Origin of the sequence: Oscillibacter sp. 1-3, assembly GCF_000403435.2 — a bacterium.
Classification (GTDB): domain Bacteria; phylum Bacillota; class Clostridia; order Oscillospirales; family Oscillospiraceae; genus Oscillibacter.
The window spans coordinates 378229-398957 of the sequence record NZ_KE159708.1 but is presented as its reverse complement, the minus strand read 5'-3'; the positions used below and the strand labels follow the sequence as shown (position 1 = coordinate 398957).

Here is a 20729-nt window from a genome sequence, read left to right as displayed (position 1 = left end):
CCTCTTTATTTGCCGATGGTGGCTACCAGCACGGCCTTGATGGAGTGCATCCGGTTCTCCGCCTCGTCAAAGACCACACTGTGGCGGCCCCGGAACACCTCGTCAGTGACCTCCCGGATGTCCACGCCCTTGTCCTTCCACTCCTTGGCAAGCTTCGTCTCAAAGTCGTGGAAGGAGGGCAGGCAGTGCATATAGAGCACGTTGGGGTTGCCGGTGGCCTTCATGGTCTCCTCCGTCACCCGGAAGGGGGACAGCAGCTCCGCCCGCTCGGGGATCAGCGCCTCCTCGCCCATGGAGGCCCAGATGTCGCCGTAAATCACGTCGGCGTCCTTCACGTCGTTCATGTTGTCGGTGATCTCCAGCAGGGCGCCGTTCTCCCGGGCGGTGGCAAAGGTGGTCTTGACCACCTCCTGGTCCATCTCCTTGGCCAGCTTCTCCGGGCCGATGCCCACAAAGTGCATTCCCATCTTGGCGGCGCCGATCATCCAGGCGTAGCACATGTTGTTGCGCACGTCGCCGGGGAAGACAATCTTGATCTGATTCAGGGGCTTGTGGCAGTGCTCCTCAATGGTCATCATGTCCGCCAGGATCTGGGTGGGGTGGTCGGCGTCGGTGAGGCCGTTCCACACGGGAACGCCGGCGTATTTCGCCAGCTCCTCCACGTTCTTCTGGGCGTAGCCCCGATACTCGATGCCGTCAAAGAACCTGCCCAGCACCTTGGCGGAGTCCTCCAGGGACTCCTTCTTGCCCATCTGGGAGCTGCCGGCGTCCAGGTAGGTGACGTGGGCCCCCTCCTGAGTGGCGGCTACCTCGAAGGAGCACCGGGTGCGGGTGGAGGTCTTCTCAAAGAGGAGGACGATGTGCTTGCCCTTCAGGGCGGGGTCGCAAATGCCGGCCCGGCGCTTGGCCTTCAGGTCGTGGCCCAGGTCCAGGAGGTAGCGGATCTCCGCGGGGGTGAAATCCTGTAATGTCAGAAAGCTTCTGCCTTTCAGATTAACTGCCATAGTGAAATTCTCCTTTATTCTTCTATTGATGGTGGAAACGGGGACCCCCCTGCGGGGGGACGGGGGATTTCGCGCCTCGGGCGCGGACGGGGGTGTACCGCTCTTCGGGCGGGGGTGGTCTTTACTCGCCCTGACGGGCGGGGAGTATCACTCCCGCTCCTGGGAGGAGGCAGCCTCAGGGATCATCCCTCCACAGGGGCATAGACATGCACCTCGGTCCGCCGCGCCCGCGGCTCAGCTCCGCGCTGGGAATGGTGTGGATCTTGATCCCCGCCTCCTCTAGAGAGCGGTTGGTCACGTAGTTTCGGGAGTACACCACCACCTCTCCGGGGGCGATGGCCAAGGTGTTGCTGCCGTCGTTCCACTGCTCCCGGGCGGCGTCAATCTCGCTGCCCCTTCCGCAGGGAATCAACGTCACACGGTCCAGCTCCAGATGCTCTTTGAGGATGTCCTCCAGACGGCCCTCCTCCTGGCGGATCTTCATCTGCCGCTCTCCGTCCAGCTCCATGACGAACACGGTGATGCTGGAGAGAATGTTGGGATGGACGGTGAACTTGTCCCGGTCCACCATGGTGAACACTGTATCCAGGTGCATGAAGGAGCGGGTCTTGGGGATGTTGAAGGCCAGGACCTTCTTGAATGTCTGGCTGCGGGTCAGCACGGCCTCCGCCAGAGTGTCGATGGAGCCCTCCCGGGTGCGCTGGGAGATGCCCACCGCCAGCACCTGGGGCGACAGCACCAGGATGTCGCCGCCCTCCAGAGAGGAGACCTCCCCCCGGTCGTACCAGCGGGGGGCGTGCATATACGCGGGGTTGTGCTCAAAGATCAGCTTCCCGAACAGCGTCTCCCGGTTGCGGGTGGCGGTGTGCATCTTGTGGATGGACACACCGGTGCCGATGGTGGCGAAGGGGTCCCGGGTGAAATAGAGGTTGGGCATGGGGTCAACGGCAAAGGGGTAATCGTCCCCCTCCCCCGGCAGAAAGTCCCCCAGCCGCCCGCTGCCCTGGCGCAGCTGGCTCTTGCGGACGCCGGCCATCATGGCGGACACCATCTCCCGGTCCGGCATTTTGCCCAGATACTCCTCCAGGCACTCCCGCATCCGGGGGTCCCGGATGTCCGCCTCGTCCAGGAACTGACGGAGAAACGCCTTGCGCACTTCGCCGCTGGTGATGGAATTGACCACCAGGTCGGTGAGGTACACCACCTCCACCCCCTGCTGGCGCAGGCACTCGGCGAAGGCGTCGTGCTCCTTCTGCGCCTCCCGCAGGTAGGGGATGTCGTCAAACAGCAGCCGCTCCAGATACTCCGGCATCAGGTTCTCCAGCTCCCCGCCGGGGCGGTGCAGCAATACCTTCTTCAGCCGCCCGATCTCGGACGTATTATGGATTCCAGTTTCCAAAACGGGTTCACTCCTTTTCCAGAGCCGAGAATGCCGGCGGCCTCTCTCGGCGATATGGTGGTTTGCTCTGGATTAGGGTCTCTGAAATTTCAGTTTTCATACGTCAAACGCCAAAAGCGTAAAAAAAGAACGCGAGGCGGATACTCCGTCTCGCGTTCTTTTTTCTTTGACAGGATTTCACGGGCCCTCTCAATCCCGTTGGGCCTGGAGGATCTTGCGCTGGATGGTAAACACCGCCCGCAGCAGCCGCTGCTGCTCCTGCTCGCTCAATCCCTCAAATTTGCAGCCGTACTCGTATTTGAAACCCTTTTTGGGCGTAATCCGCAGGACCCTGCAGACGACGGAGAAGGGCCGCTCATCCGGCAGCAGCTCCGCCTCCAGCTGAAAGCGGTCCCCTTCCATATACACGTTCCGGCTCAGAACCCGGGCGCCGCCGGCGCTGACGTCCAGCACCTTGCACTCCGCCATCTCCCGGCCCATACCCCGATAGTGACCGCTGGGCATTACACGGGCGTCCAGGTCGGTATTTTGGCGGAAAAAGCCGCGGTTCTCCCGGTTCTGGAGGACCTCCAGGTTTTCGATCTGCCAGAAATCCCGGGAGCTCTTGCCCACCGTTCCGTTCATGCAAAACGGCTGAGAGTTCCTCTGAAAGCCCCGGAGCTTGACCTTGCTGTTATACAGGGCCTGGGGGAGCGGGTCGCCGGTGTCCCGCCGCAGCTCCAAAACACCGCCGCCCAGGACCTTCATCCGGCCCACAAAGAGAAGGTGGTTCTCCATGGTCAAAACCTCCACCCGGTTGCCGGAGGAGAGCTCCGGCAGCCCCTTGGGTCCTCCCTGGTCCTTCGGCGCCGCCGCCTTCTCCGGCACGGCCCGCAGGGTCCCCTTGAAAATCCTCATGAGATCTCTCTCCCCTCTTCTCAGAGTGTCAGTACGCGGTGCAGAATCACCGCCATCTCCGCCCGGCTGATGGACCGGGTGGGGTTGATCCGCATATCGCTGCTTCCCCGCACCACGCCCAGGCTCACCAGCGCCGCCACAGACTCCCGCGCGTGGGAGGCAATCCGGGCCTGGTCGCTGTATGTGTTCAGGATGGTGCTGCCGGTGGCCGGGACCTTATCTCCCGCCGCCTTCATGGCCCGGCAGATGATGGTCATGGCGCTCTGGCGGGTGATGGCGCTGTCAGGCCGGAAGCGGCCGCCGCTGCCCTCCACAATGCCCATGCTCTGGGCGGTGGCCACGGCCCCGGCGTAGGGACTGCTGGCGGGTACATCCGGGAAGCTGGAGACCTTGGCGCTGGTGTCAAAGCCGAAGGCCCGGCAGACCATCAGCGTGAACTCGCCCCGGCTGATGGACCGGGAGGGCCGGAAGGAGCCGTTGCTGTATCCGTTGGAGATGCCCGCGTACCGGAGAAACTCCACAGAGGGCTTCGCCCAGTCCCAGCCGCTGTCCACATCGTAGAAGGGCGTGGCGCAGTAGCTGTTGGAGATGTCGATGGTCACATTGCCGCTGAAGGTTCCGCCCTGGGCGCTGTACCCGGTGTAGGGGATATTCACCTGCCCCTGGTACTCCGCCTTGGGCACAAAGGACAGCTGCCCGATGGTCAGGCCGCTGCTGGCGGTGTAGTTGGAGGTGGTGGTTGCGGGCGCCCCGGGACGGCTGGGGGACTCATAGTTCATGTACAGCCGTCCCGCTCTCTCGCTGGGCAGGCTGTCAAAGCGGATGTAGGACAGCGTGCCGCCCACGGCAGACTGGCAGGCGGACTCAAAGTCCTGTGTCCGCAGGGTGATGGGGGCGGAGCTGCCAATATAGCGGGTACCGTTGGAGTATCCGCTGTCCAGACCGGCGTTGCCGATGGCGATCTCCACCGTGCCGGTGAACCGCTCGCCGCCGGTGCTTCTGGCGGTGTACTGGAAGGAGGCCACACCGTTGACATTGGCGGAGGCGAAATAGACGTCGTCCAGCAGGCGGCTGCCGCCGGTGCGGTAGTAGTAGGTGGAGGTGGTGATCTGGGTGCCGGTGCCCCGGCCGGCGTTGTACTGGTAGTACAGCGTGCCGTACCGGCTGGCGGGGAGCTCAAAGCTCAGGTAGCTGAGATCGTCCCCGGTGGCGCTGCGGCAGACGGTGTTGAAATCGCTGGCGCTGAACCGCACCACGCCGCCGCTGGCGGTGGAGTAGCTCACCACCCGCCCGGTGCCCTGGCCCACGGAGATGGAGACCGTGCCCTCAAACTCGGCTCCGCTGGCGTCCACGCCGGAGAAGGGGATGGAGACCGTGCCCTCATAGCGGCTCTTGGGTACAAAGGTGATGTCGGACACGCTGGGGGTGCCGCCCCGGTAGAACCGCGTGGAGGAGGAGACCCGGGTGCCGGTGTTGCTGCTGCTGCGGTAATTGCGGTACAGCGTGCCCACGCTGGAGGAGGGCAGCGTGAAGGAGATGTAGTTCAACGAGGAGTTGTTGGCCCGCTGGCAGGCCTCGTTGAAGTCCTCCGCCCGGAAGGTCACGGGATCGTCCACATCGGTGGAGTAATACACAGTCCCCGCCGCGTCGGTGACGTGGATGACCAGATTGTCCTTGTAGGTCTGCCCCGCTGTGTCATAGCCGGTGTAGGGCACGGTGACGGTGCCGCTGAAATTGCTGGCGGGCACAAAGGTGACGCTGGAGATCCGGCTGCCGGTATTGCTGCGGTTGTAGCGGGTGGAGGTGTCCACCCGGTTGCTGGAGGCGCTGGTGTAGTTGTAGTACAAAATACCCTGAGAAACGTCAGGCAGCTCGTCGAAATAGATGTAGCTCAGCGTCCGGTCGTTGAACTCCCGGCAGGCCTCGTTGAAGTCGCTGGCGTTCAGCGTCACTCTCTGGTTGACGCCGGTGGTATACTCCACGCCGCCGCTGCCGCCGCCGTCGGCGGCGTAGATATTGATGGTCATGGTGCCGGAGTAGCCGCCGCCGGTGGTGTCCGTGCAGCGGTAGGGGATGCTGACCGAGCCGGTGAAGTTATCCGCCGGGACAAAGGTCACCTTCTCCAAGGAAGGGGTGCTGGTAAGGTAGTATCTTGTGGTGCCGTCCACCTTCTGGGAGTACTGGCCGGGGGTGTAGTTGTAATAGAGGACTCCCTTGCTGCTGCTGGGCTGGGTAAAGGTGACATAGCTGGCGTTACGGCTGGTTTTCAGCTGGCAGATGTCCTTGAACTCCTTGGCGGTGAGGGTCAGGCTCCGGCCCATGGCGGTGCTGTACGTCACATCGCCGCTGTTCTTCACCTCCACCCGGACGGTGCCGTGGAAGGACTGGCCCTCGGTGCTGTACCCCGTGTATTCAATAATTGCTGTGCCCTTGAAGCCCCCGGCGGGCACGAAGCTCAAATCGGAGATGGCCCGGCGGCCGCTGTCGGAGGCGGCGCTGGTGTAGTAGCGGTCTATGCCGCCCACACCGTGGTTGGGGGTGTCCGGAGAGCCGTAGCGGTAGTGGAGAATGCCCTGGGTGGTGGCCACCTGGAGGTTGGTAATGTAGTCCAGGGCTGCCTCGGTCTTCTCCCGGCAACGGCTGTTCAGGTCGGAGAGGAGGCCGGGAAAGTCCAGCTTCTCCCCGGCGTTGAGGGTGCGCTCGATGGCGTTGGCCACGTCCTCCTCCACTGTGACCTTGCACTCGGCGGTGTAGCGGCCCTTGGTGACGGTGATGGTGGTGATACCGGGGGCCATGCCGGTGACCCGGCCGCCGCTGGTGACGGTGGCGATGGACTCGGGGTTGGCGGACCACCTGGGGGTATCGTTGCCGGTGGCCGCCGCGCCGAAGGCCTGATAGGCAATGGTTTTGCTGTAGCCCACGACCACATTGATGGAGGTTTCCTCAATCACAAGGCCGGAGACCTCTACCATGTACTCGCCCTTGGAGCCGTCCTCCGCCGTGGCGGTGATCTTGACCTTGCCGGGGCTGACGCCGGTGACCTGACCGCTGGAGTTCACGGTGGCGATGGTCTCGTCCTCGCTGGACCAGGTAACGGCCTTGTCGGTGCCCGCGGAGAGGGTCATGGTGGATACGCCCACGTTGATGGGGTTGACTCCCCGGCTGGGGGTAACGCCGAAGTCTGCCACGGAGGAGACCACGGTGACGTTAACGCTGGCGCTTCTGTTCCCGTCCTCCGTGGTGACGGTGATGGAGACAGGGCCGCCGGCCTTGACGCCGGTAACTACGCCGGTATTCCTGTCCACGCTGGCAATCGTTGAATCGGCGCTGAACCAGGTGACGTTTTTGTTGGAGGCGTGGGCGGGCTCAATCACAGCTTTGAGCTCCAGCGTTTTGCCCTCGGTCACAGTCTGGTTCTGGCCTCCGTCGACGGTGACGCCGGTGACGGGCACGTTGACGACAGGGGTTGTCACAGTGACGGCACAGCTGTCACTCTCACCGCCGGCACTGGCGGTAACCGTGGCGCTTCCCGCGCTTCTGGCGTTGACAACGCCGGTGGGGGAAACCGTGACGGCGGAGCCGGAAGAGACTGCCCATGTGACGCTGGGAGGGTCCGACCCATCGGACATGGTGACTTTGGCGGTCAGCTGCTCCGTATTGCCGCCCACAGTCATATCCAGGGTCTTGGGGGTCACTTCAACCTTGGTCACTGAGGGGGCGGGCGGAGGGTCCGCCGCCTCCACGGTGATTTTGCATGTGGCGCTCTGACCATTACATTCCACTGTAACAGTCGCTTCGCCTTCTCCAACGGCGGTAACCGTATTCTTGAGCTCTGTCGTGCCGCTGCCTCCAACCGTTGGGCTTATTGTAAGAACATCCGGTTTATCGACTGTCCAATCCGTCTGTACACTGACCTGCAAAGGGTCCACAAACTCAAACCTGGCAGTCAGCACAGCTGTATCTCCCACTTTTATGGTATTCTCGTCACTGGACAGCGTTAAATTCTGAATATTCCCAGAACTTGCCGCAGCGGCGGGGATCAGGGAACACGCCATAACCAGGGTCAAAAGCATTGCCCCGGCCCGGCGGAAAAATCTGGATCTCATGTACATTACACTCCTTTTCCAGTCCTTCAAAGAGCGGGAGGGCGGGCGGTTCCGCCCGCCCTCCTCAGGGTCTTACTGCATTGGTTAGTCGGTAGATCTGTTCCAGGCGTCGTTCCACTCGAGGTACCAGCTGGTCTGGTCGCCGGTGCCGGTCTTGCGCAGAATCACCTGCAACGCGGCGTTAGCGGTATCGCCCCGGACGGCGCCGTTGGCGCCGCAGATGCCCGCCCGGAAGGAAATGCTGTCGCCCGGCTGGGCATTTTTCAGCTCGAACTCCAGCACGGGTCCCACCGTGCTTCCGTGCTGCCCGTTATTTGTGTTCAGCGTCGGGTTCGTCAGCGTAATACTCTGGGACGGGAACATAAACGAGCCGATATTGACGTGCTCATTATCACCCACGTTGCCCGCGCCCGTATGCATCAAATGGCTCAGCTGGCAGCTGTCCACCGCTGTGGGCGTCTCCTCGTTTCCGGACTGCACACTGAAATACAGACTGTCGCTGAAGGTGATACGCATCGTACCCGAATAGGACATGCTGGGAGCCGTTGTGTTCGTATTCTCTCCAATGCCGCCGTTAAGAATATAGAGGTAGTCGTTCAGCACATTGTAGTACGACCGGGAGGCCCGGAAGCCGTCGCTGGTGGAGTTCTGTCCTCGGGCCACCACGACCAGCGTGTAGTAGTTCCGGCCCTGCATGCCCGTGAGGTTAAACTGCCCGGTCTGAGACTGCACGAACTGGTTTCTCCCGTTCATAGCCGGAGGCGGGTTCACGAACACGCCGTTGGGCTCCCGGATGTACTCGGCGTACTCCATCTTGGCCGCTGTGGAGGCGCAGACGTCGAAAATACTGCCCATATAAGTCGTACCCTCGTTATAGGCCTGCAGCATGGCGTCCAGCACCGTGCCGCTCCATCCGTTGGGAAGCGCATTTTCCACAAGAGTGCCGCTGAAAGGCACACTGAAGGGATTTCCGCTTTGCTGAATCTGGTTGGAGAGCACCAGGATATAATCCACATTGGCGGGCTTATCCACCAGGATGTTGGTCCGGGTGCTGCCGTTGGGCTGAATGGTGATCTTGGGAGGCTCCGGCGGCGTGGTGCTGAACTTGTAGCACAGCGCCTTCTCCGCCGGGGTGCCGTTCTCATCCGTACTCACCAGATACAGGATATAGGTGGTATTGGCCTCCAGGCTGGGAATTTCCAGGAGCCTGGGAATATCCGGCTCCAGCAGGCGGTCGCCGGTGCTGCCGGTGCGGATACGGGTGGATTCCGCGGTGCCCCGGATCACCTGTCTGGGTGCGGGAGAATCCGAATCCAGCCACATGGGCTCCTTTTCCAGCGTCGCCGTCTCCCCTGGGAGAATCTCCCGCTTACTGGTGGGAATCGTCTCCAGTTCCGGGCGGCTGCCGTTCACCGCGGGATAGGTGCCATACATGATATAATCGGCGCCTGTGGTGGGCGTGCTGCCGTTCCGGTCCTTCTCAATGGGAATCGCCATGTAGTACACCCGGCCGGGGCGGTCCACCATCAGCTGGACCGTAGCGGCGATGTCACCGGCGTCAATGCCTAGATAGGGGACGCTGACCGTGGGAGCCCGGCCCGGGGGCGAGATGGTAATGGGGAAGGGGTCCGGCTCGCCGATGGCGGTGATGTCCCGCCCCTCCAGCGTGGATGCCTGGCCCTGGGGGATGGAGACGTTGGAGAACTGGGTGTTGCTGCCCGCGAAGAGCTGCACCTCCATATTCACCGTCTTCTCCAGGGTGGTCTCCACCGGCACGATAGCAAACTCCAGCGCCTGGGAGAACTCGTTGAGGAAGGGCCGCCCCTGCTTATCCGCCGAGGTCCCCACACTTCCAAAGAGCTTGCTGGCGATCATCTGGGTATTGAAGTTGCCGTTCAAGCTGCTGTAGACCTTGCCGCTGGAGACGTTGGTAACGCTGGGCCGGGCGGTGCCAAGCTCATACCAGTTGGCGTCCGTGCCGCCCACCGGGCGGACCAGCAGCTGATAGTCGATGCTGGCGTCCGTCCAGATCAGCATATCCCAGCGGGTCTCCTCCGGCACGGCGGCGGTGTCCTCCGGGGTCAGGGTGAAGATCTTCGCCGCACGGGCATCGGCACCGGCGGGATAGATCACCGTCTCCTGGTTTTGGTTGTTGGCCAGCCGCACCGTGGCGAAGGCCGTGGTGAAGCCGCCCTGAGGCGTGTAGGTGGGATTGGGGCTTATCATGTTGCCGGAGGCGTCCACCACGTTCTCAATGCGGAAGAAGTATGTGCCGCCGCTTTGCATCTTGATGCCCTTGTTGCCGGGGAAGGTGATCTTGATTCTGCCGTCCGTCCGGGTGATTACGGCCTCCCGGAAGTCAATCCAGCAGGGGTCGGTATCCTTCTTGGGATTGTCCGTGCCCACCGGCAGGGGCAGGCCGTTTTCATCCAGGCCGATGTCCAGCACCGGGTCCTGCCGGGGGTTGCCGCTGGTGGGGGGCGTGCCGGGATAGAGGCGGATGTACTTCCGCAGGGCCGCCGCCAGCTCGCTCTTGGCCTGGTTCTGCTCCGCGCCGGAGGTGCCGATCACCTTCTCATACAGGGTGAAGAAATCGTCATAGCGGTCCATGTTGCCGTCTTTGAAGGTGCCCCGGACCATCTCGTTGAACACCAGGGTCACGTCGCTCTCCACCCAGGGGTTGATAACGCCGTTGGCGCCCTCGTTGTAGCGGCTGAACTCCAGCTCCACCAGGGGCGGGGTGGCGTCAGTGGTCATCACGTTCTCCAGGACCAGCACCGCCTCAGAGTAGTTCCCCGCCGGGTCCTTGGCCACATAGTACAGGTCGTACACGCCCTGCTCCTCGAGGCGGCTGACGGTGAAGGTATAATTGGTGTCGGCCTGGGCCGCCGTGGTCCTGCCGCTGTTGACCACCGCGGCGTTGCCGCCGCCGGACTCCACCTGGATCTTGGCGGCCAGGTCCGTGGGCTCGATGATGTCGCCGGTAACCGTGGGCCGCAGGAGGGTCTCGCCGGCCTTGACGGCCACCCAGTACAGGTCCGCCCGCTCGCTCATGGAGAAGGTGATCTGGGCGCTGGTGCGGTCGGATTTGCTCTGGTAGATGTTGGTGACCACCGGGGGCGTCATGTCCTTGGTGGTGACCTGGAGACGCTGCACCGCGGAGCTCTTGCCATTGTCCGCGTCGTTGAGCCAGAAGTACAGGTCGTAGGTGGTCTCCTCCGCCAGATGGGCGGTGTTGATCCGGGAGATCAGATAAGAGCGGTTCTTGGTGACCTCCATGGTGCCGTAGCCCAGGTTGCCGGAGACAGCGCCCGCCCGCAGCGCGTTGGCCGTGGGAGCGGTGGAGTTCCGGGGCAGCAGGGCGTAGTACAGCTGGCAGGTCTTGGTGGCCATGACCCGGGCCTGGATGATCTGCTCCTGATCGTCGTTGGGATCCACCGTGAGGATGGCCTCGGGGTAACCGGTGGCAAACGCCGGTGTGGAATCATCCGTAGTGGTAAAGGCAGTTACCTTCACAGGGCTGGTGTGGCCCCGCTCATCCACCAGCATGGCAGAGATGTAGTAGGAGCCCTCCCGGGAGAGGCCCGTGAGGCGGGCGGTCATCTCCGTCTTAGAGGCGGTGACATTGATGGTGCCGCTGAGCAGAACCTTGCCGGGGTAGGCGGAAGGAGTACGCAGCTCATCCTCGCCGACGGAGCCGTCCAGCAGCGTGGACACGGCCCAGTACAGCGTGCCCCGCTTGTTGGTGCTGAACACGGCGTCCGCCGAGGTGGAGGCCAGATTCCTGGCCAGGGGGTAGCCCGCCAGCAGGCGGGGCTCGTCGGAGGACTCCTCCGCCGCGATGCTGTCCATCACCTGATTATGGATGTTGGATTCGATGCCGGGCCGGATGAAGATGCTGTCCGGCAGCATGGTGGCGGTGGACCCGGCGGCGTTGACGTTTATCTGGCCCACGTCGCCGTTGCCGGTGACCGGCGTGCCCACGTCCAGGTTCAGGACGCGGACGGTGGTGTCGTTGGCAATGCTCAGGGAGGAGCCGGTGGCCCGCTCGTCCATGGTGAGCTTATCGGTAACGCCCTGCACCACCTGGAGGTTGGAGTTGGGCGTGATGTTGACGACCTCTTTGATGTTGCCCGCCAGCTGCAGCTGCGTGCCGTCGGAGGTGCCGTCCAGGGTGATGACGCGCAGGCCCTGGTCGTCGTCCGTCACGTCCTCCAGGTAGGCGGAGGTGCGGACGGTGGTGTTGGCGATGTTGGTCAGGCCCTCGGTGCGGACGGTCATGAAGTGGTCCGACATGCTGTCGATCTCCAGGGCCTCCGCCGTCACGTTGCGCAGGATGATGCTGCTCTGGCCCCGCTCGGCCTCGCCGGCGCCGCAGACCACAATCTTGCCCATGACGGTGACGTTCTCCAGCTCCACGTTGCCCAGGCCCACGCCGCCGCTGAGGTACAGGTTGCCGGTGACCACGGTGTCTTTCAGCTTCACGCCGGCGGTGTTCACCGTCAGGTTGCCGTACACGCCGCCGACGACCTGCTCGCCGGTCTCATGGACCAGGGTGCCCAGGGCCCGCACCAGAAAGCAGGCCATCTGGCCCCGGGTGATGTAGTTCTTGGGGCGGAAGGTGCCGTCGGCGTAGCCCTGGATGATGCCCAGTTCCGCGCACTCCTGCACCATGCCCCGGCTCCAGTTGCCCATCTGATAGACATCCGTAAAGTCGCTGTTGACGCCGGCGATGCCCTGGAGGCGCAGGTTCCGGCCCAGCAGAACGGCGGCCTGCTCACGGGACACCCGCCCCAGAGGGCTGGCCGTGGTCTCAGAGGTGCCCGAGAAATAGCCTGCCTGATAGGCGATGTTGATGTCGTCGGCGTACCAGGCGTTCTCCGGCACGTCCTGGAAGGGGGTGCTCCCCCGCTCCGTGTAGCCGAAGGCCCGGTTAATCATGGTGACAAACTCCGCCCGGGTCAGCACCCGGTCCGGATTCAGGTTTCCAGAGGCGTTGCCCTGCATGACGCCCCATTCCACCAGCTTCTCCAGATAGGGCTCCATCCACTCGGCGGCCTCCGCCGCCGGGCTCAGCCCCGGAAGCAGACTCCAAAGCATCACGGCCGCCAGCGCCAGGGACATCAGTCTCCTGGCAAAAGCGGCCCGCACGGTCCTCCGTCCTCTCTTGTTCGTATTCATCGCTGTTCCTCCCCGTTGTCGTCGCCCGCGGAATGGGGCCGGTTTTCCAGCTGGATGCTGAAAACCGCCTCCCGCACCGTCACTTCCTCGTCCTCGCACATTTCTACAAATTTGATAGCGTAGAGCATCTTGTCGTTGCGCAGCTCCTGCCTGCGCAGAATCTGGCAGCGCAGGACTACCGGCTCCTCCGTCACGGGAATGACCATCTCCAGCTTCTCGCCGATCTCCAGACCGCCGTCCCCGTAAAATGCCACGCCGCCGCAGCTGAGGTCGATGGACTGTACCGCCCGCCGCCCCCGCCACCGGCCGGTGATGGGATAGATAAACGTATCAAATTTAATAGGTACCCGCAGATTCCGCCGCAGGTCCGGGTCCAGGCTGGCGATCTTCTCCAGCGCCACCCGGTCCCCCCGCTGCCGGACGATGCGGCACTGCAAAGGCGGCTCATTGCCGCTCATGCTCATCAGCACGATGACCTCATGGCAGACCACCTTCTCCACATCGTTGTCCAGCACCAGCATCTGGAGGGTCTCCCCGTTGGCGGGGCCCTCCATCCTGCCTCTCGCCAGGGGATGATTCACACTGTCCAGCAGCAGATACAGCCGCTCTTCCTGCCTCTCACTCATGTCGTCTCCTCTCCTCGCGGACCGCCCGCGCCTTCCTCCGTCTCCGCCGCCCTTCCGGCGGCGTCAAAATGGAGAAAATACACATAGATCTCCACAATCGCCTGGTACAGGCTGGGCGGAATCTCCTGGCCCAGCTGCAGCTGCGTCAAAATGGTGGACAGGGAGTTGTCCTCGTAAATGGGCACGCCGTTGTCCGCCGCCGTCTCCACGATCTTCTCCGCCAGGTATCCCATGCCGGAGGCCACGATGACCGGCGCGGTGTCGTTCGGCCCGTACTGCAGCGCCACGGCTTTTTTGGCGGCACCCCTCGTTCCTTCAGACCTTGACATTTACGCTGTTCTTCCCTTCAAAGATTTTGGGGAACACCTCGGTCAGCGTGACCGGGCGCTCCAGCCTCCGCACGGCCACGCGGGAGGGCGTGAGATCGTTCCGCGCCAGGATCTGAGACACGGTGGTTTCAATCTGTTTGGAGAAGGGAACCACCTTATCCGGGCAGGCGATCTGGATTTCCACCTCGCTGTCCCGGGCGGTGAGGATGATGTCGAACAGTCCCAGGGACTGCACATCCATCTTGAAGAGGAACTTCATGGTGTTCCCCTTTCCTTCACGGCGGCCCTGGCCGTCCTCGGCGTCCGGGTCCACCCACAGCTCGGAAAACAGCATCCGCCCGTCCCACTCCAGGGGGATCAGGTAGTGGTTCACCGGCATGTAGACGCTCTCGTTCACCAGCATGGCCCCCACCAGGTTCTGGAAGGCCTGCTGCACCTCGGCGCCGCCCTCGCCCCGCAGGGCCCGGGCCGCCGCCGCGGCGAGATGGTCCGAGAACTGGACCGCCGCCCCGCCCTGGTTGAGCTGACTGCTGCGCAGAAGCCGCAGGAGGGACTCGTCGTCGATGCCGCCCAGCTGCCCTTTCAGTGTACCATATCCGCTGAGCTGATGGAAGGCCTCCAGCAATTTTTCCTCGGAGCCGTTTTCATACCGGGCCAGATTCAGCGCCAGCATGGTCAAAAGCGTGCGGGGCAGCCCCAGGTCGTGGGTCCGCTCCACATAGCCGGCCATATAGGGGATGATCCCCCGCTGGAGAAACTCCACGTTCCCCTTCCGGTCCCCGGCCGCCATGCCGTTTTCCAGCTGGGCCATCAGCTCCCGCAGCTTCTCCGCCCAGCTGGCGGGGATGGCGTCGGCCATGTCCGAGAGGTTGCGCAGGATGTTGCCCTCGATGTGGGCGGTGGAGCCGAAGTCGGCGTAGCTGCGCAGAAACTGCAGAATATCGGCCCGCACGCCGTCGGAGGAAGCCCGGGCGTAGGCGTTTCGCAGCAGGGCGAACAGCGCCCCGCCGAAGCGGGTGCCCGCCCGGAACTGCCCCATGAGAAAGTCCAGCAGCTGGTCCTTGTCCATCCGGAGCATCTCCAGAATCTGGCTCATCTCCTGGGCGATTCCCTCGCTCATGCCGGAGAGGACCACGGTCCCCTCCCGTCCGGAGAAGAGCCGGGAGAGGCTCTCCGCCATGCCGGGGGTATCCCGCAGGCGCTGGAGGAAGGTCTGGTAGTTGGAGTCGTACCGGATCTGTCCGTCCCCCTGGAGATCGTGGTCCTGCCGGTCGGTTCTCTGGTCCGTCCTGGTGACCCGGCTGGGGTCCGGGACATTCTGCACCGGCGTGCTGTCCGGCGACACCGGCAGATTTCGGTTTGTGACTGCTTTGTCGTACCCCGGTACCGGATTGGTTGCTCCTAAAAGGTCAGGCATTCTTGACACCTCGCAGAAAAAGACTTATACTGTATATCATAGCAGAAAAATCTTCTGAAGACTACTTATTTTTTTGCGGCGTTAGGCCGATAAATTTGAAAAAGACGAATGAGGTGGTGTTCCCGTGAGCAGCAATGACATCCTGGACATGTATATCTACGAGACCAACTCCCTGCTGGAGCAGCTGGAGACGATTGTTCTGGACGCGGAAAAGGAAAATACGTTCTCTCAGGACAACGTCAATGAGATCTTCCGGATCATGCATACTATTAAAGGCTCCTCCGCAATGATGGAGTTCGACACCCTGGCGACGGTCTCCCACCGGATCGAGGATATGTTCTTCGTAATCCGGGAGGGCACAATGTCCGTGGTCAAGGACGCGGACCGCCCTGCGCTGTTCGACGTGATGCTCCACGCAGTGGACTATTTCCGCGAGGAGATGGAAAAGGTGGAGGCAGAAGAACCCCTTAATAAAGATGTCGACAGCTTCCTTGCAAATATTAATAGCCTGATCGCTAAAATTAAAGGTGAGGAGCCGGAGGAGGCGCCCGCTCCCAAGGCCGCCCCAGCGGCTCCCCAGCCTGCCCCGGCCGAGAGCGCCCCGGCGGCCGCGCCCGCCGCCGCCCAGGCCGCGCCCGGCACGGGCAACCCCGATTTCCCCTACGAGCTGCGGGTGTTCTTTGACGACGGCTGCGGCATGGAGAATCTGCGGGCTTACATGCTCATCACCTCCATCCAGAGCTTCTGCGCCGAGGCGGACTTCCTCTATGAGCCCGCCTCCGTGGAGAGCGACGCCTCCACCTCCGAGCAGATCATCGACAACGGCTTTTTGCTGATGTTCAAAAACGCCGCCGACCGGGAGCGGGCCATTCCCGTGATCCGGGAGGCCGGTTCCGTGCACTCTTACCAGCCCCACGATTACGTTCCCGCTCCGCCCCAGGAGGAGGAGCCGGAGGAGGAGCCCGCTCCCCAGGCCGCCGCAGCGGCTCCCAAGCCCGCCGCGCCCGCCAAGCCCGCCCCCGCCGCGCCTGCCGCCGCCAACAACCAGCAGCACCAGAAGGAGAGCCTCATCAGCGTGGGCCTGAGCAAGCTGGACCAGCTCTCCGCCATCGTGGGCGAGATCGTCATCACCGAGGCCATGGTCACCGCCTCCCCGGATTTGAAGGGGCTCCATCTGGACGCCTTCTCCAAGTCCGCCCGGCAGCTGCGCAAGCTCACTGACGAGCTCCAGGACGTGTCCATGTCCCTGCGGATGATCCCGGTGTCCAACACCTTCCAGAAGATGAACCGCATCGTGCGGGACATGAGCAAGAAGCTGAACAAGCAGGTCAAGCTCACCCTGATCGGTGAGAACACCGAGGTGGATAAGACCATCGTGGACTCCATCGGCGACCCCATCATGCACATGGTCCGCAACTCCATGGACCACGGCATTGAGGAAAATCCGGAGGACCGCGTGGCCGCCGGCAAGGACCCCGTGGGCGAGATCGTTCTCTCCGCCGAGGACACCGGCAGCGAGGTCATCATTCAAATCAAGGACGACGGCGCCGGCGTCAACGACGAGGCCGTGCTGAAAAAGGCCATCAAAAACGGCATCGCCTCCCCGGACGTGGAGTACAGCCACAAGGAGATTCTGAACTTCCTCATGGCCCCGGGCTTCTCCACCAACCAGCAGGTGACGGAGTTCTCCGGCCGCGGCGTGGGCATGGACGTGGTGAAAAGCGGCGTGGAGAGCCTGGGCGGCACCGTCAGCATCACCAGCGAGCAGGGCAAGGGCATGATTACCACCATGCGCATTCCCCTGACCATGGCCATCATGGACGGCATGGAGGTCTCCGTGGGCAACTCCATTTTCACGATCCCCATCAACAATATCCGCTCGACCATGAAGATCAGCTCCGCGGACATTCTCCACGACTCCATCGACGGCGAGATGGTCAAGGTCATGGACGGGTACTACCCCGTGGTCCGCGCCAAGGACTTCTACAACCTCCCCAGCGGGACGGACGAGATCGAGGAGGGCATTTTGATGTGGCTGGAGTCCGGCGACTGCTCGTACTGCCTGTTTGTGGATGAGCTGCTGGGCGAGCAGCAGATCGTGGTCAAGCCGCTTCCCGCCTATGTCAACAGCTTTGACATCAAGAATTACGGCATCACCGGATGCAGCATTCTGGGCGACGGCAACATCAGCATTATTCTGGACGCGGGCGGCCTCTTCGCGGCGGCCCGGGGCGCATAAGACGCCGAAGGAGGAAACGCAATGAGCGCGGTAAATGAAAATGTCCTGTTCCAGGTGGAGGATGATTCCCCGGAGAACTCCGCTTTGGAAGAGACCGTAGAGAGCCGGAAATACCTGATCTTCATCACGGATGATCTGCGCCTGGGCGTGGACGCCGAGTATGTGGTGGAGATCCTGAACACCCATACGGCCACCTATCTGCCCATGATGCCGGATTACATCTGCGGCATCTACAATATGCGCGGCCAGATCATCCCCATTATGGACATCCGCCGGCGGCTGGGCAAGCCCCCCATGGAGAGCGAGAGCCTGCTGGTGGTCCTGAACTACAACGGCACGCAGCTGGGCATCCTGGTGGACTCCGTGGAGGTGATGCTGGACATTCCCAACGCCAGCATCCTGCCCATTCCCTCCCAGAGCGCCCAGAAGCTGGTGTCCGGAATGTGCACGCTGCCCGACGGCTCCGGCACCATGCTGGTGCTGGACTGCGACCAGCTGATTCCCCATGAATAACATGACTAAGGGCGCAGAGGGGGCCAGCGCATTTTCCCCTATGACGATCTCGGACGCCGATTTCCGGCGGATGGTGAATTTCATCCAGTCCTCCTACGGCATCGACCTCTCCCAGAAAAAGCAGCTCATCACCGGACGGCTCTCTCCCGCCATCCGGAAGCTGGGCTACAAGAGCTTTGGGGAGTTTGTCAACCATGTGCTGGACAAAAAAGAGGACAGCGAGATCACTCTGATTATCAACAAGCTCACCACCAACTACACCTTTTTCATGCGCGAGAAGGAGCCGCTGGACTTTTTCCGCGAGAAGATCATCCCGGACCTGGTCCAGCGCCACCAGCGCGACAAGTGTCTTTCCATCTGGAGCGCCGGCTGCTCCAGCGGAGAGGAGCCCTACAACCTCTCCATGTTTCTCTTTGACTACCTGGGCAGCCAGGCCAGCCAGTGGGACACCCGCATTCTGGCCACGGACATCTCTGCCCAGGCCCTGACGGCGGCCCGGAAGGGCGTCTACACCCTGCCGGACACCATCCCCCCGGAGTGGAAGCGGAAGTACTTTACGCCCAACAAGGACGGCACCCACACCGTCGCTCCGGCGGTGCGGAACAACGTGGACTTCCGGACGTTCAACCTGATGGGGCCCATTCAGTTCCGCCGGAAATTCGATATGATTTTCTGCCGCAACGTCATGATCTATTTCGACCAGCCCACTAAGGACGCCCTGGTCCGCCGTTTTTACGACGCCACGGTCCCCAGCGGCTATTTCATGATCAGCTGCTCGGAGAATCTGGGCGCCAACGCGCCCTACCGCAGGCTGGCCACGGCGGTCTTCCAGAAATAACGCCCCTTTGTAAGGAGGTTTCCCAACAGACATGATACCAGGCAAAAAAATCCGCGTCCTGGTGGTGGATGACTCTCTGCTGGCACGCAGCATGATTACAAAAGGCCTCTCGGCCCATCCCAGGATCGAGATCGTCGGATTCGCCATCAATACATTGGACGCCAGACAAAAAATTCCCGCGTTGAATCCCGACGTGGTCACAATGGACGTGGAGATGCCCGGGCAGAACGGCATTGAGTTTTTGAAGGAGTACCTCCCCACCCATCCCATACCCGTGATCCTCGTCTCCTCGCTGAATCTGAAGGTCTTCGACGCCCTGGCGGCCGGCGCGGTGGACTTTGTACGCAAGCCCACCACCGACGATACCCGGGCCTCCTTTATCACCGCCCTGGCACAGAAGGTGCTGGTGGCCTCCATGTCCCGGGTCCGGGTGGCCCGCCCTGCGGCGGTGTCCGCCGCCTCTTCCGCCGCCGGCGCCGCTGTGGCGGCAGCGGCGCCCTCCGCGCCCGCGGGTCTTCTGGGGGGCAGTCCCGCTTTGAACAGCGTGGTTATCGGCCTGGGCGCCTCCACTGGTGGAACGGAGGCCACGCTGGAGGTTATGAAACGCCTGCCCGCCGACATCCCCCCCATGGTCATCGTGCAGCACATGCCCAAGGGCTTTACCGCCATGTACGCAAACCGCTTGAACAACCTCTGTCAGATGGAGGTGCGGGAGGCCAAAAACGGCGATGAGCTCCGCCGGGGGCTGGCTCTGGTGGCCCCTGCGGATCTCCAGGCCCGGATTGTCCGCATCGGGGACAAATACACCATCTCCTGTACACCGGGAGAGAAGGTCAGCGGCCACCGCCCCTCGGTGGACGCCTTGTTTCAGTCCATGTCGGAGGTGGTCCGCTGCAAGATGGTGGGCATCATCATGACCGGCATGGGCCAGGACGGCGCCGCGGGCCTGCTGGCCATGCGCCGCAAGGGGGCCTACACCATCGGCCAGGACCAGGAGTCCAGCGTGGTGTACGGTATGCCCAAAGTGGCCCATGATATTGGAGCGGTCTGCACACAGGCTCCCTGCGAGGGCGTGGCTGGCGTGCTGCTGCGGCATTTGAAGACCCTCTGACTTCCCCGGCGGCGGGACACCACGAAAAGGAATATGCTCCACGGCGGAACCCGCTTGGGTTCCGCCGTATTTTTTTACCAAAAACTGCCCTTGACGCGAAAAGTTCTTTATTCCGCGTTCTTAACTTTTCGGCACAATTGCCGATATGAGTATTAAGAGATTCAGATTGACTTTACAGAAAGGATGTGAGATATTGTGCTGACTTCTTCCAGTCGTCCCGGCGCTGTCTCCTCTGTGGCCGCTTCCAAGGCCTATTATTCCACGCCCCGGCGGGGCGCTTCCGCCCAGTCTGCGGCGGGACACAAGTATGACTCCGCCACCTTCTCCCCCCTGCCGGAGGGACGGAGCGCCTTCCATATGCAGCTGGTCAGCCGCCTGTCCCAGGAGGTCCGGACCGCCACCACCACCGGGGATATTCAGGCCCTGCGCCAGTCGGTGTCCTCCGGAGAGTATGCGCCTGATCCCACAGCCATTGCCGGGCGGATGCTGTTTTTGACGGAGGCCTGACCTATGGACGGCGTATATCAGGCATATCTCAATCTGCTGCGCTCCCTGGGGGAGAGTTTAGATCAGCTCTCCGTCCTGGCGCAGAAAAAAGTTGCCGCCGCCAACGGCGACGACCTGATGGCCCTGGACGAGATCATGAAGCAGGAGCAGGCCATGACCCTGGCCTTCCGGGGCATGGAACAGACCCGGGAGAAGCTGCTGGAGCAGCTGAACTGCGGCAATGTCCCCCTCTCCCGCCTGCCGGAGCGGTTCCCTCCGCAGATGCAGGGCCAGGCCAGGGAGGCCGTGGCCGCTCTGCAGAAGCAGTACCAGAATTACCGCAAGGACGCGGACGCCGCCAGGCTGGTCCTGGAACGGCACCTGCGGGAGATCGACGCCATCATCACCGAGATGGGCGGCGCGCCCGCCCCGGAGGGCGGCCCCGGCTATGTGCCGCCTCCGCCGCCGGACACTCCCCCCAGCATGAAGACGGATTTCCGCGCCTGATGCGCTGCGCAGGCGTTTCATTAGAGGCCCTCCGGGCCGCATCTCAAACTTGGCGCCAAGGGGCGCATGGAGGTTA

Annotated in this window: 14 protein-coding genes; 6 read left to right on the top strand and 8 right to left on the bottom strand. The window is 62.6% G+C overall.

The genetic code is table 11. The features are described from left to right. Window positions 1-5: 5 nt before the first annotated feature. The 8 genes from argF to C816_RS12190 all read right to left on the bottom strand — a co-directional run bounded on the left by argF (window position 6) and on the right by C816_RS12190 (window position 14959). Window positions 6-1004 (bottom strand): ornithine carbamoyltransferase, encoded by a 999-nt coding sequence (argF, locus tag C816_RS12230; protein ID WP_016322704.1) that lies wholly within the window; start codon window positions 1002-1004, stop codon window positions 6-8. Window positions 1005-1179: 175 nt separating this feature from the next. Further along, window positions 1180-2403, bottom strand: a complete 1224-nt coding sequence (arcA, locus tag C816_RS12225) for an arginine deiminase (RefSeq protein ID WP_016322703.1) — start codon at window positions 2401-2403, stop codon at window positions 1180-1182. Between the two features lie 189 nt (window positions 2404-2592). Continuing rightward, entirely contained in the window at window positions 2593-3300 is a 708-nt protein-coding gene (locus tag C816_RS12220) for a flagellar brake protein (RefSeq protein ID WP_016322702.1), read from the bottom strand. 20 nt (window positions 3301-3320) lie between these two features. Then, a complete protein-coding gene (locus C816_RS21870) occupies window positions 3321-7406 on the bottom strand; it encodes an Ig-like domain-containing protein (protein ID WP_016322701.1) in 4086 nt (1361 codons plus the stop codon). Between the two features lie 84 nt (window positions 7407-7490). Further along, a complete protein-coding gene (locus C816_RS12205) occupies window positions 7491-12587 on the bottom strand; it encodes an S-layer homology domain-containing protein (protein WP_016322700.1) in 5097 nt (1698 codons plus the stop codon). Continuing rightward, window positions 12584-13213 (bottom strand): PilZ domain-containing protein, encoded by a 630-nt coding sequence (locus tag C816_RS12200; RefSeq protein WP_016322699.1) that lies wholly within the window; start codon window positions 13211-13213, stop codon window positions 12584-12586. Before C816_RS12200 ends, C816_RS12205 begins: the two co-directional genes overlap by 4 nt. Then, a complete protein-coding gene (locus tag C816_RS12195) occupies window positions 13210-13542 on the bottom strand; it encodes an EscU/YscU/HrcU family type III secretion system export apparatus switch protein (RefSeq protein ID WP_016322698.1) in 333 nt (110 codons plus the stop codon). Before C816_RS12195 ends, C816_RS12200 begins: the two co-directional genes overlap by 4 nt. Next, window positions 13529-14959 carry a hypothetical protein gene (locus tag C816_RS12190; RefSeq protein WP_016322697.1) on the bottom strand — a complete coding sequence of 477 codons (1431 nt, stop codon included), beginning with the start codon at window positions 14957-14959 and terminating at the stop codon, window positions 13529-13531. Before C816_RS12190 ends, C816_RS12195 begins: the two co-directional genes overlap by 14 nt. Window positions 14960-15107: 148 nt before the next feature. On the opposite strand from C816_RS12190, the gene C816_RS12185 reads away from it, so the two are divergent. The 6 genes from C816_RS12185 (at window position 15108) to flgN (ending at window position 20653) form a co-directional block, all read left to right on the top strand. Further along, the gene (locus C816_RS12185) at window positions 15108-17198 is read left to right on the top strand and encodes a chemotaxis protein CheA (RefSeq protein ID WP_040655583.1); all 2091 of its coding nucleotides are present in this window, start codon (window positions 15108-15110) and stop codon (window positions 17196-17198) included. 21 nt (window positions 17199-17219) lie between these two features. Then, window positions 17220-17711 carry a chemotaxis protein CheW gene (locus C816_RS12180; RefSeq protein ID WP_016322695.1) on the top strand — a complete coding sequence of 164 codons (492 nt, stop codon included), beginning with the start codon at window positions 17220-17222 and terminating at the stop codon, window positions 17709-17711. After that, window positions 17704-18549: a CheR family methyltransferase gene (locus tag C816_RS12175; RefSeq protein WP_016322694.1), complete on the top strand. Its 846-nt coding sequence runs from the start codon at window positions 17704-17706 to the stop codon at window positions 18547-18549. The genes C816_RS12180 and C816_RS12175 overlap by 8 nt, the downstream gene beginning before the upstream one ends. Before the next feature lie 31 nt (window positions 18550-18580). Then, complete coding sequence (locus tag C816_RS12170) at window positions 18581-19660, top strand: protein-glutamate methylesterase/protein-glutamine glutaminase (RefSeq protein ID WP_016322693.1); 1080 nt, start codon at window positions 18581-18583, stop codon at window positions 19658-19660. A 195-nt stretch (window positions 19661-19855) separates the two neighbouring features. Continuing rightward, window positions 19856-20167 (top strand): flagellar biosynthesis anti-sigma factor FlgM, encoded by a 312-nt coding sequence (locus C816_RS12165; protein WP_016322692.1) that lies wholly within the window; start codon window positions 19856-19858, stop codon window positions 20165-20167. 3 nt (window positions 20168-20170) lie between these two features. Further along, complete coding sequence (flgN, locus tag C816_RS21865; RefSeq protein ID WP_016322691.1) at window positions 20171-20653, top strand: flagellar export chaperone FlgN; 483 nt, start codon at window positions 20171-20173, stop codon at window positions 20651-20653. The last annotated feature ends 76 nt before the right edge of the window (window positions 20654-20729 follow it).

Bases quoted from the DNA above. Each gene is read 5' to 3' on its own strand.
- C816_RS21870 (WP_016322701.1), bottom strand. From the start codon at position 7,406: ATGAGATCCAGATTTTTCCGCCGGGCCGGGGCAATGCTTTTGACCCTG.
- argF (WP_016322704.1), bottom strand. From the start codon at position 1,004: ATGGCAGTTAATCTGAAAGGCAGAAGCTTTCTGACATTACAGGATTTC.
- C816_RS12220 (WP_016322702.1), bottom strand. From the start codon at position 3,300: ATGAGGATTTTCAAGGGGACCCTGCGGGCCGTGCCGGAGAAGGCGGCG.
- flgN (WP_016322691.1), top strand. From the start codon at position 20,171: ATGGACGGCGTATATCAGGCATATCTCAATCTGCTGCGCTCCCTGGGG.
- C816_RS12170 (WP_016322693.1), top strand. From the start codon at position 18,581: ATGATACCAGGCAAAAAAATCCGCGTCCTGGTGGTGGATGACTCTCTG.
- C816_RS12175 (WP_016322694.1), top strand. From the start codon at position 17,704: ATGAATAACATGACTAAGGGCGCAGAGGGGGCCAGCGCATTTTCCCCT.
- C816_RS12195 (WP_016322698.1), bottom strand. From the start codon at position 13,542: ATGTCAAGGTCTGAAGGAACGAGGGGTGCCGCCAAAAAAGCCGTGGCG.
- C816_RS12200 (WP_016322699.1), bottom strand. From the start codon at position 13,213: ATGAGTGAGAGGCAGGAAGAGCGGCTGTATCTGCTGCTGGACAGTGTG.
- C816_RS12185 (WP_040655583.1), top strand. From the start codon at position 15,108: ATGTATATCTACGAGACCAACTCCCTGCTGGAGCAGCTGGAGACGATT.
- C816_RS12205 (WP_016322700.1), bottom strand. From the start codon at position 12,587: ATGAATACGAACAAGAGAGGACGGAGGACCGTGCGGGCCGCTTTTGCC.
- C816_RS12190 (WP_016322697.1), bottom strand. From the start codon at position 14,959: ATGCCTGACCTTTTAGGAGCAACCAATCCGGTACCGGGGTACGACAAA.
- C816_RS12180 (WP_016322695.1), top strand. From the start codon at position 17,220: ATGAGCGCGGTAAATGAAAATGTCCTGTTCCAGGTGGAGGATGATTCC.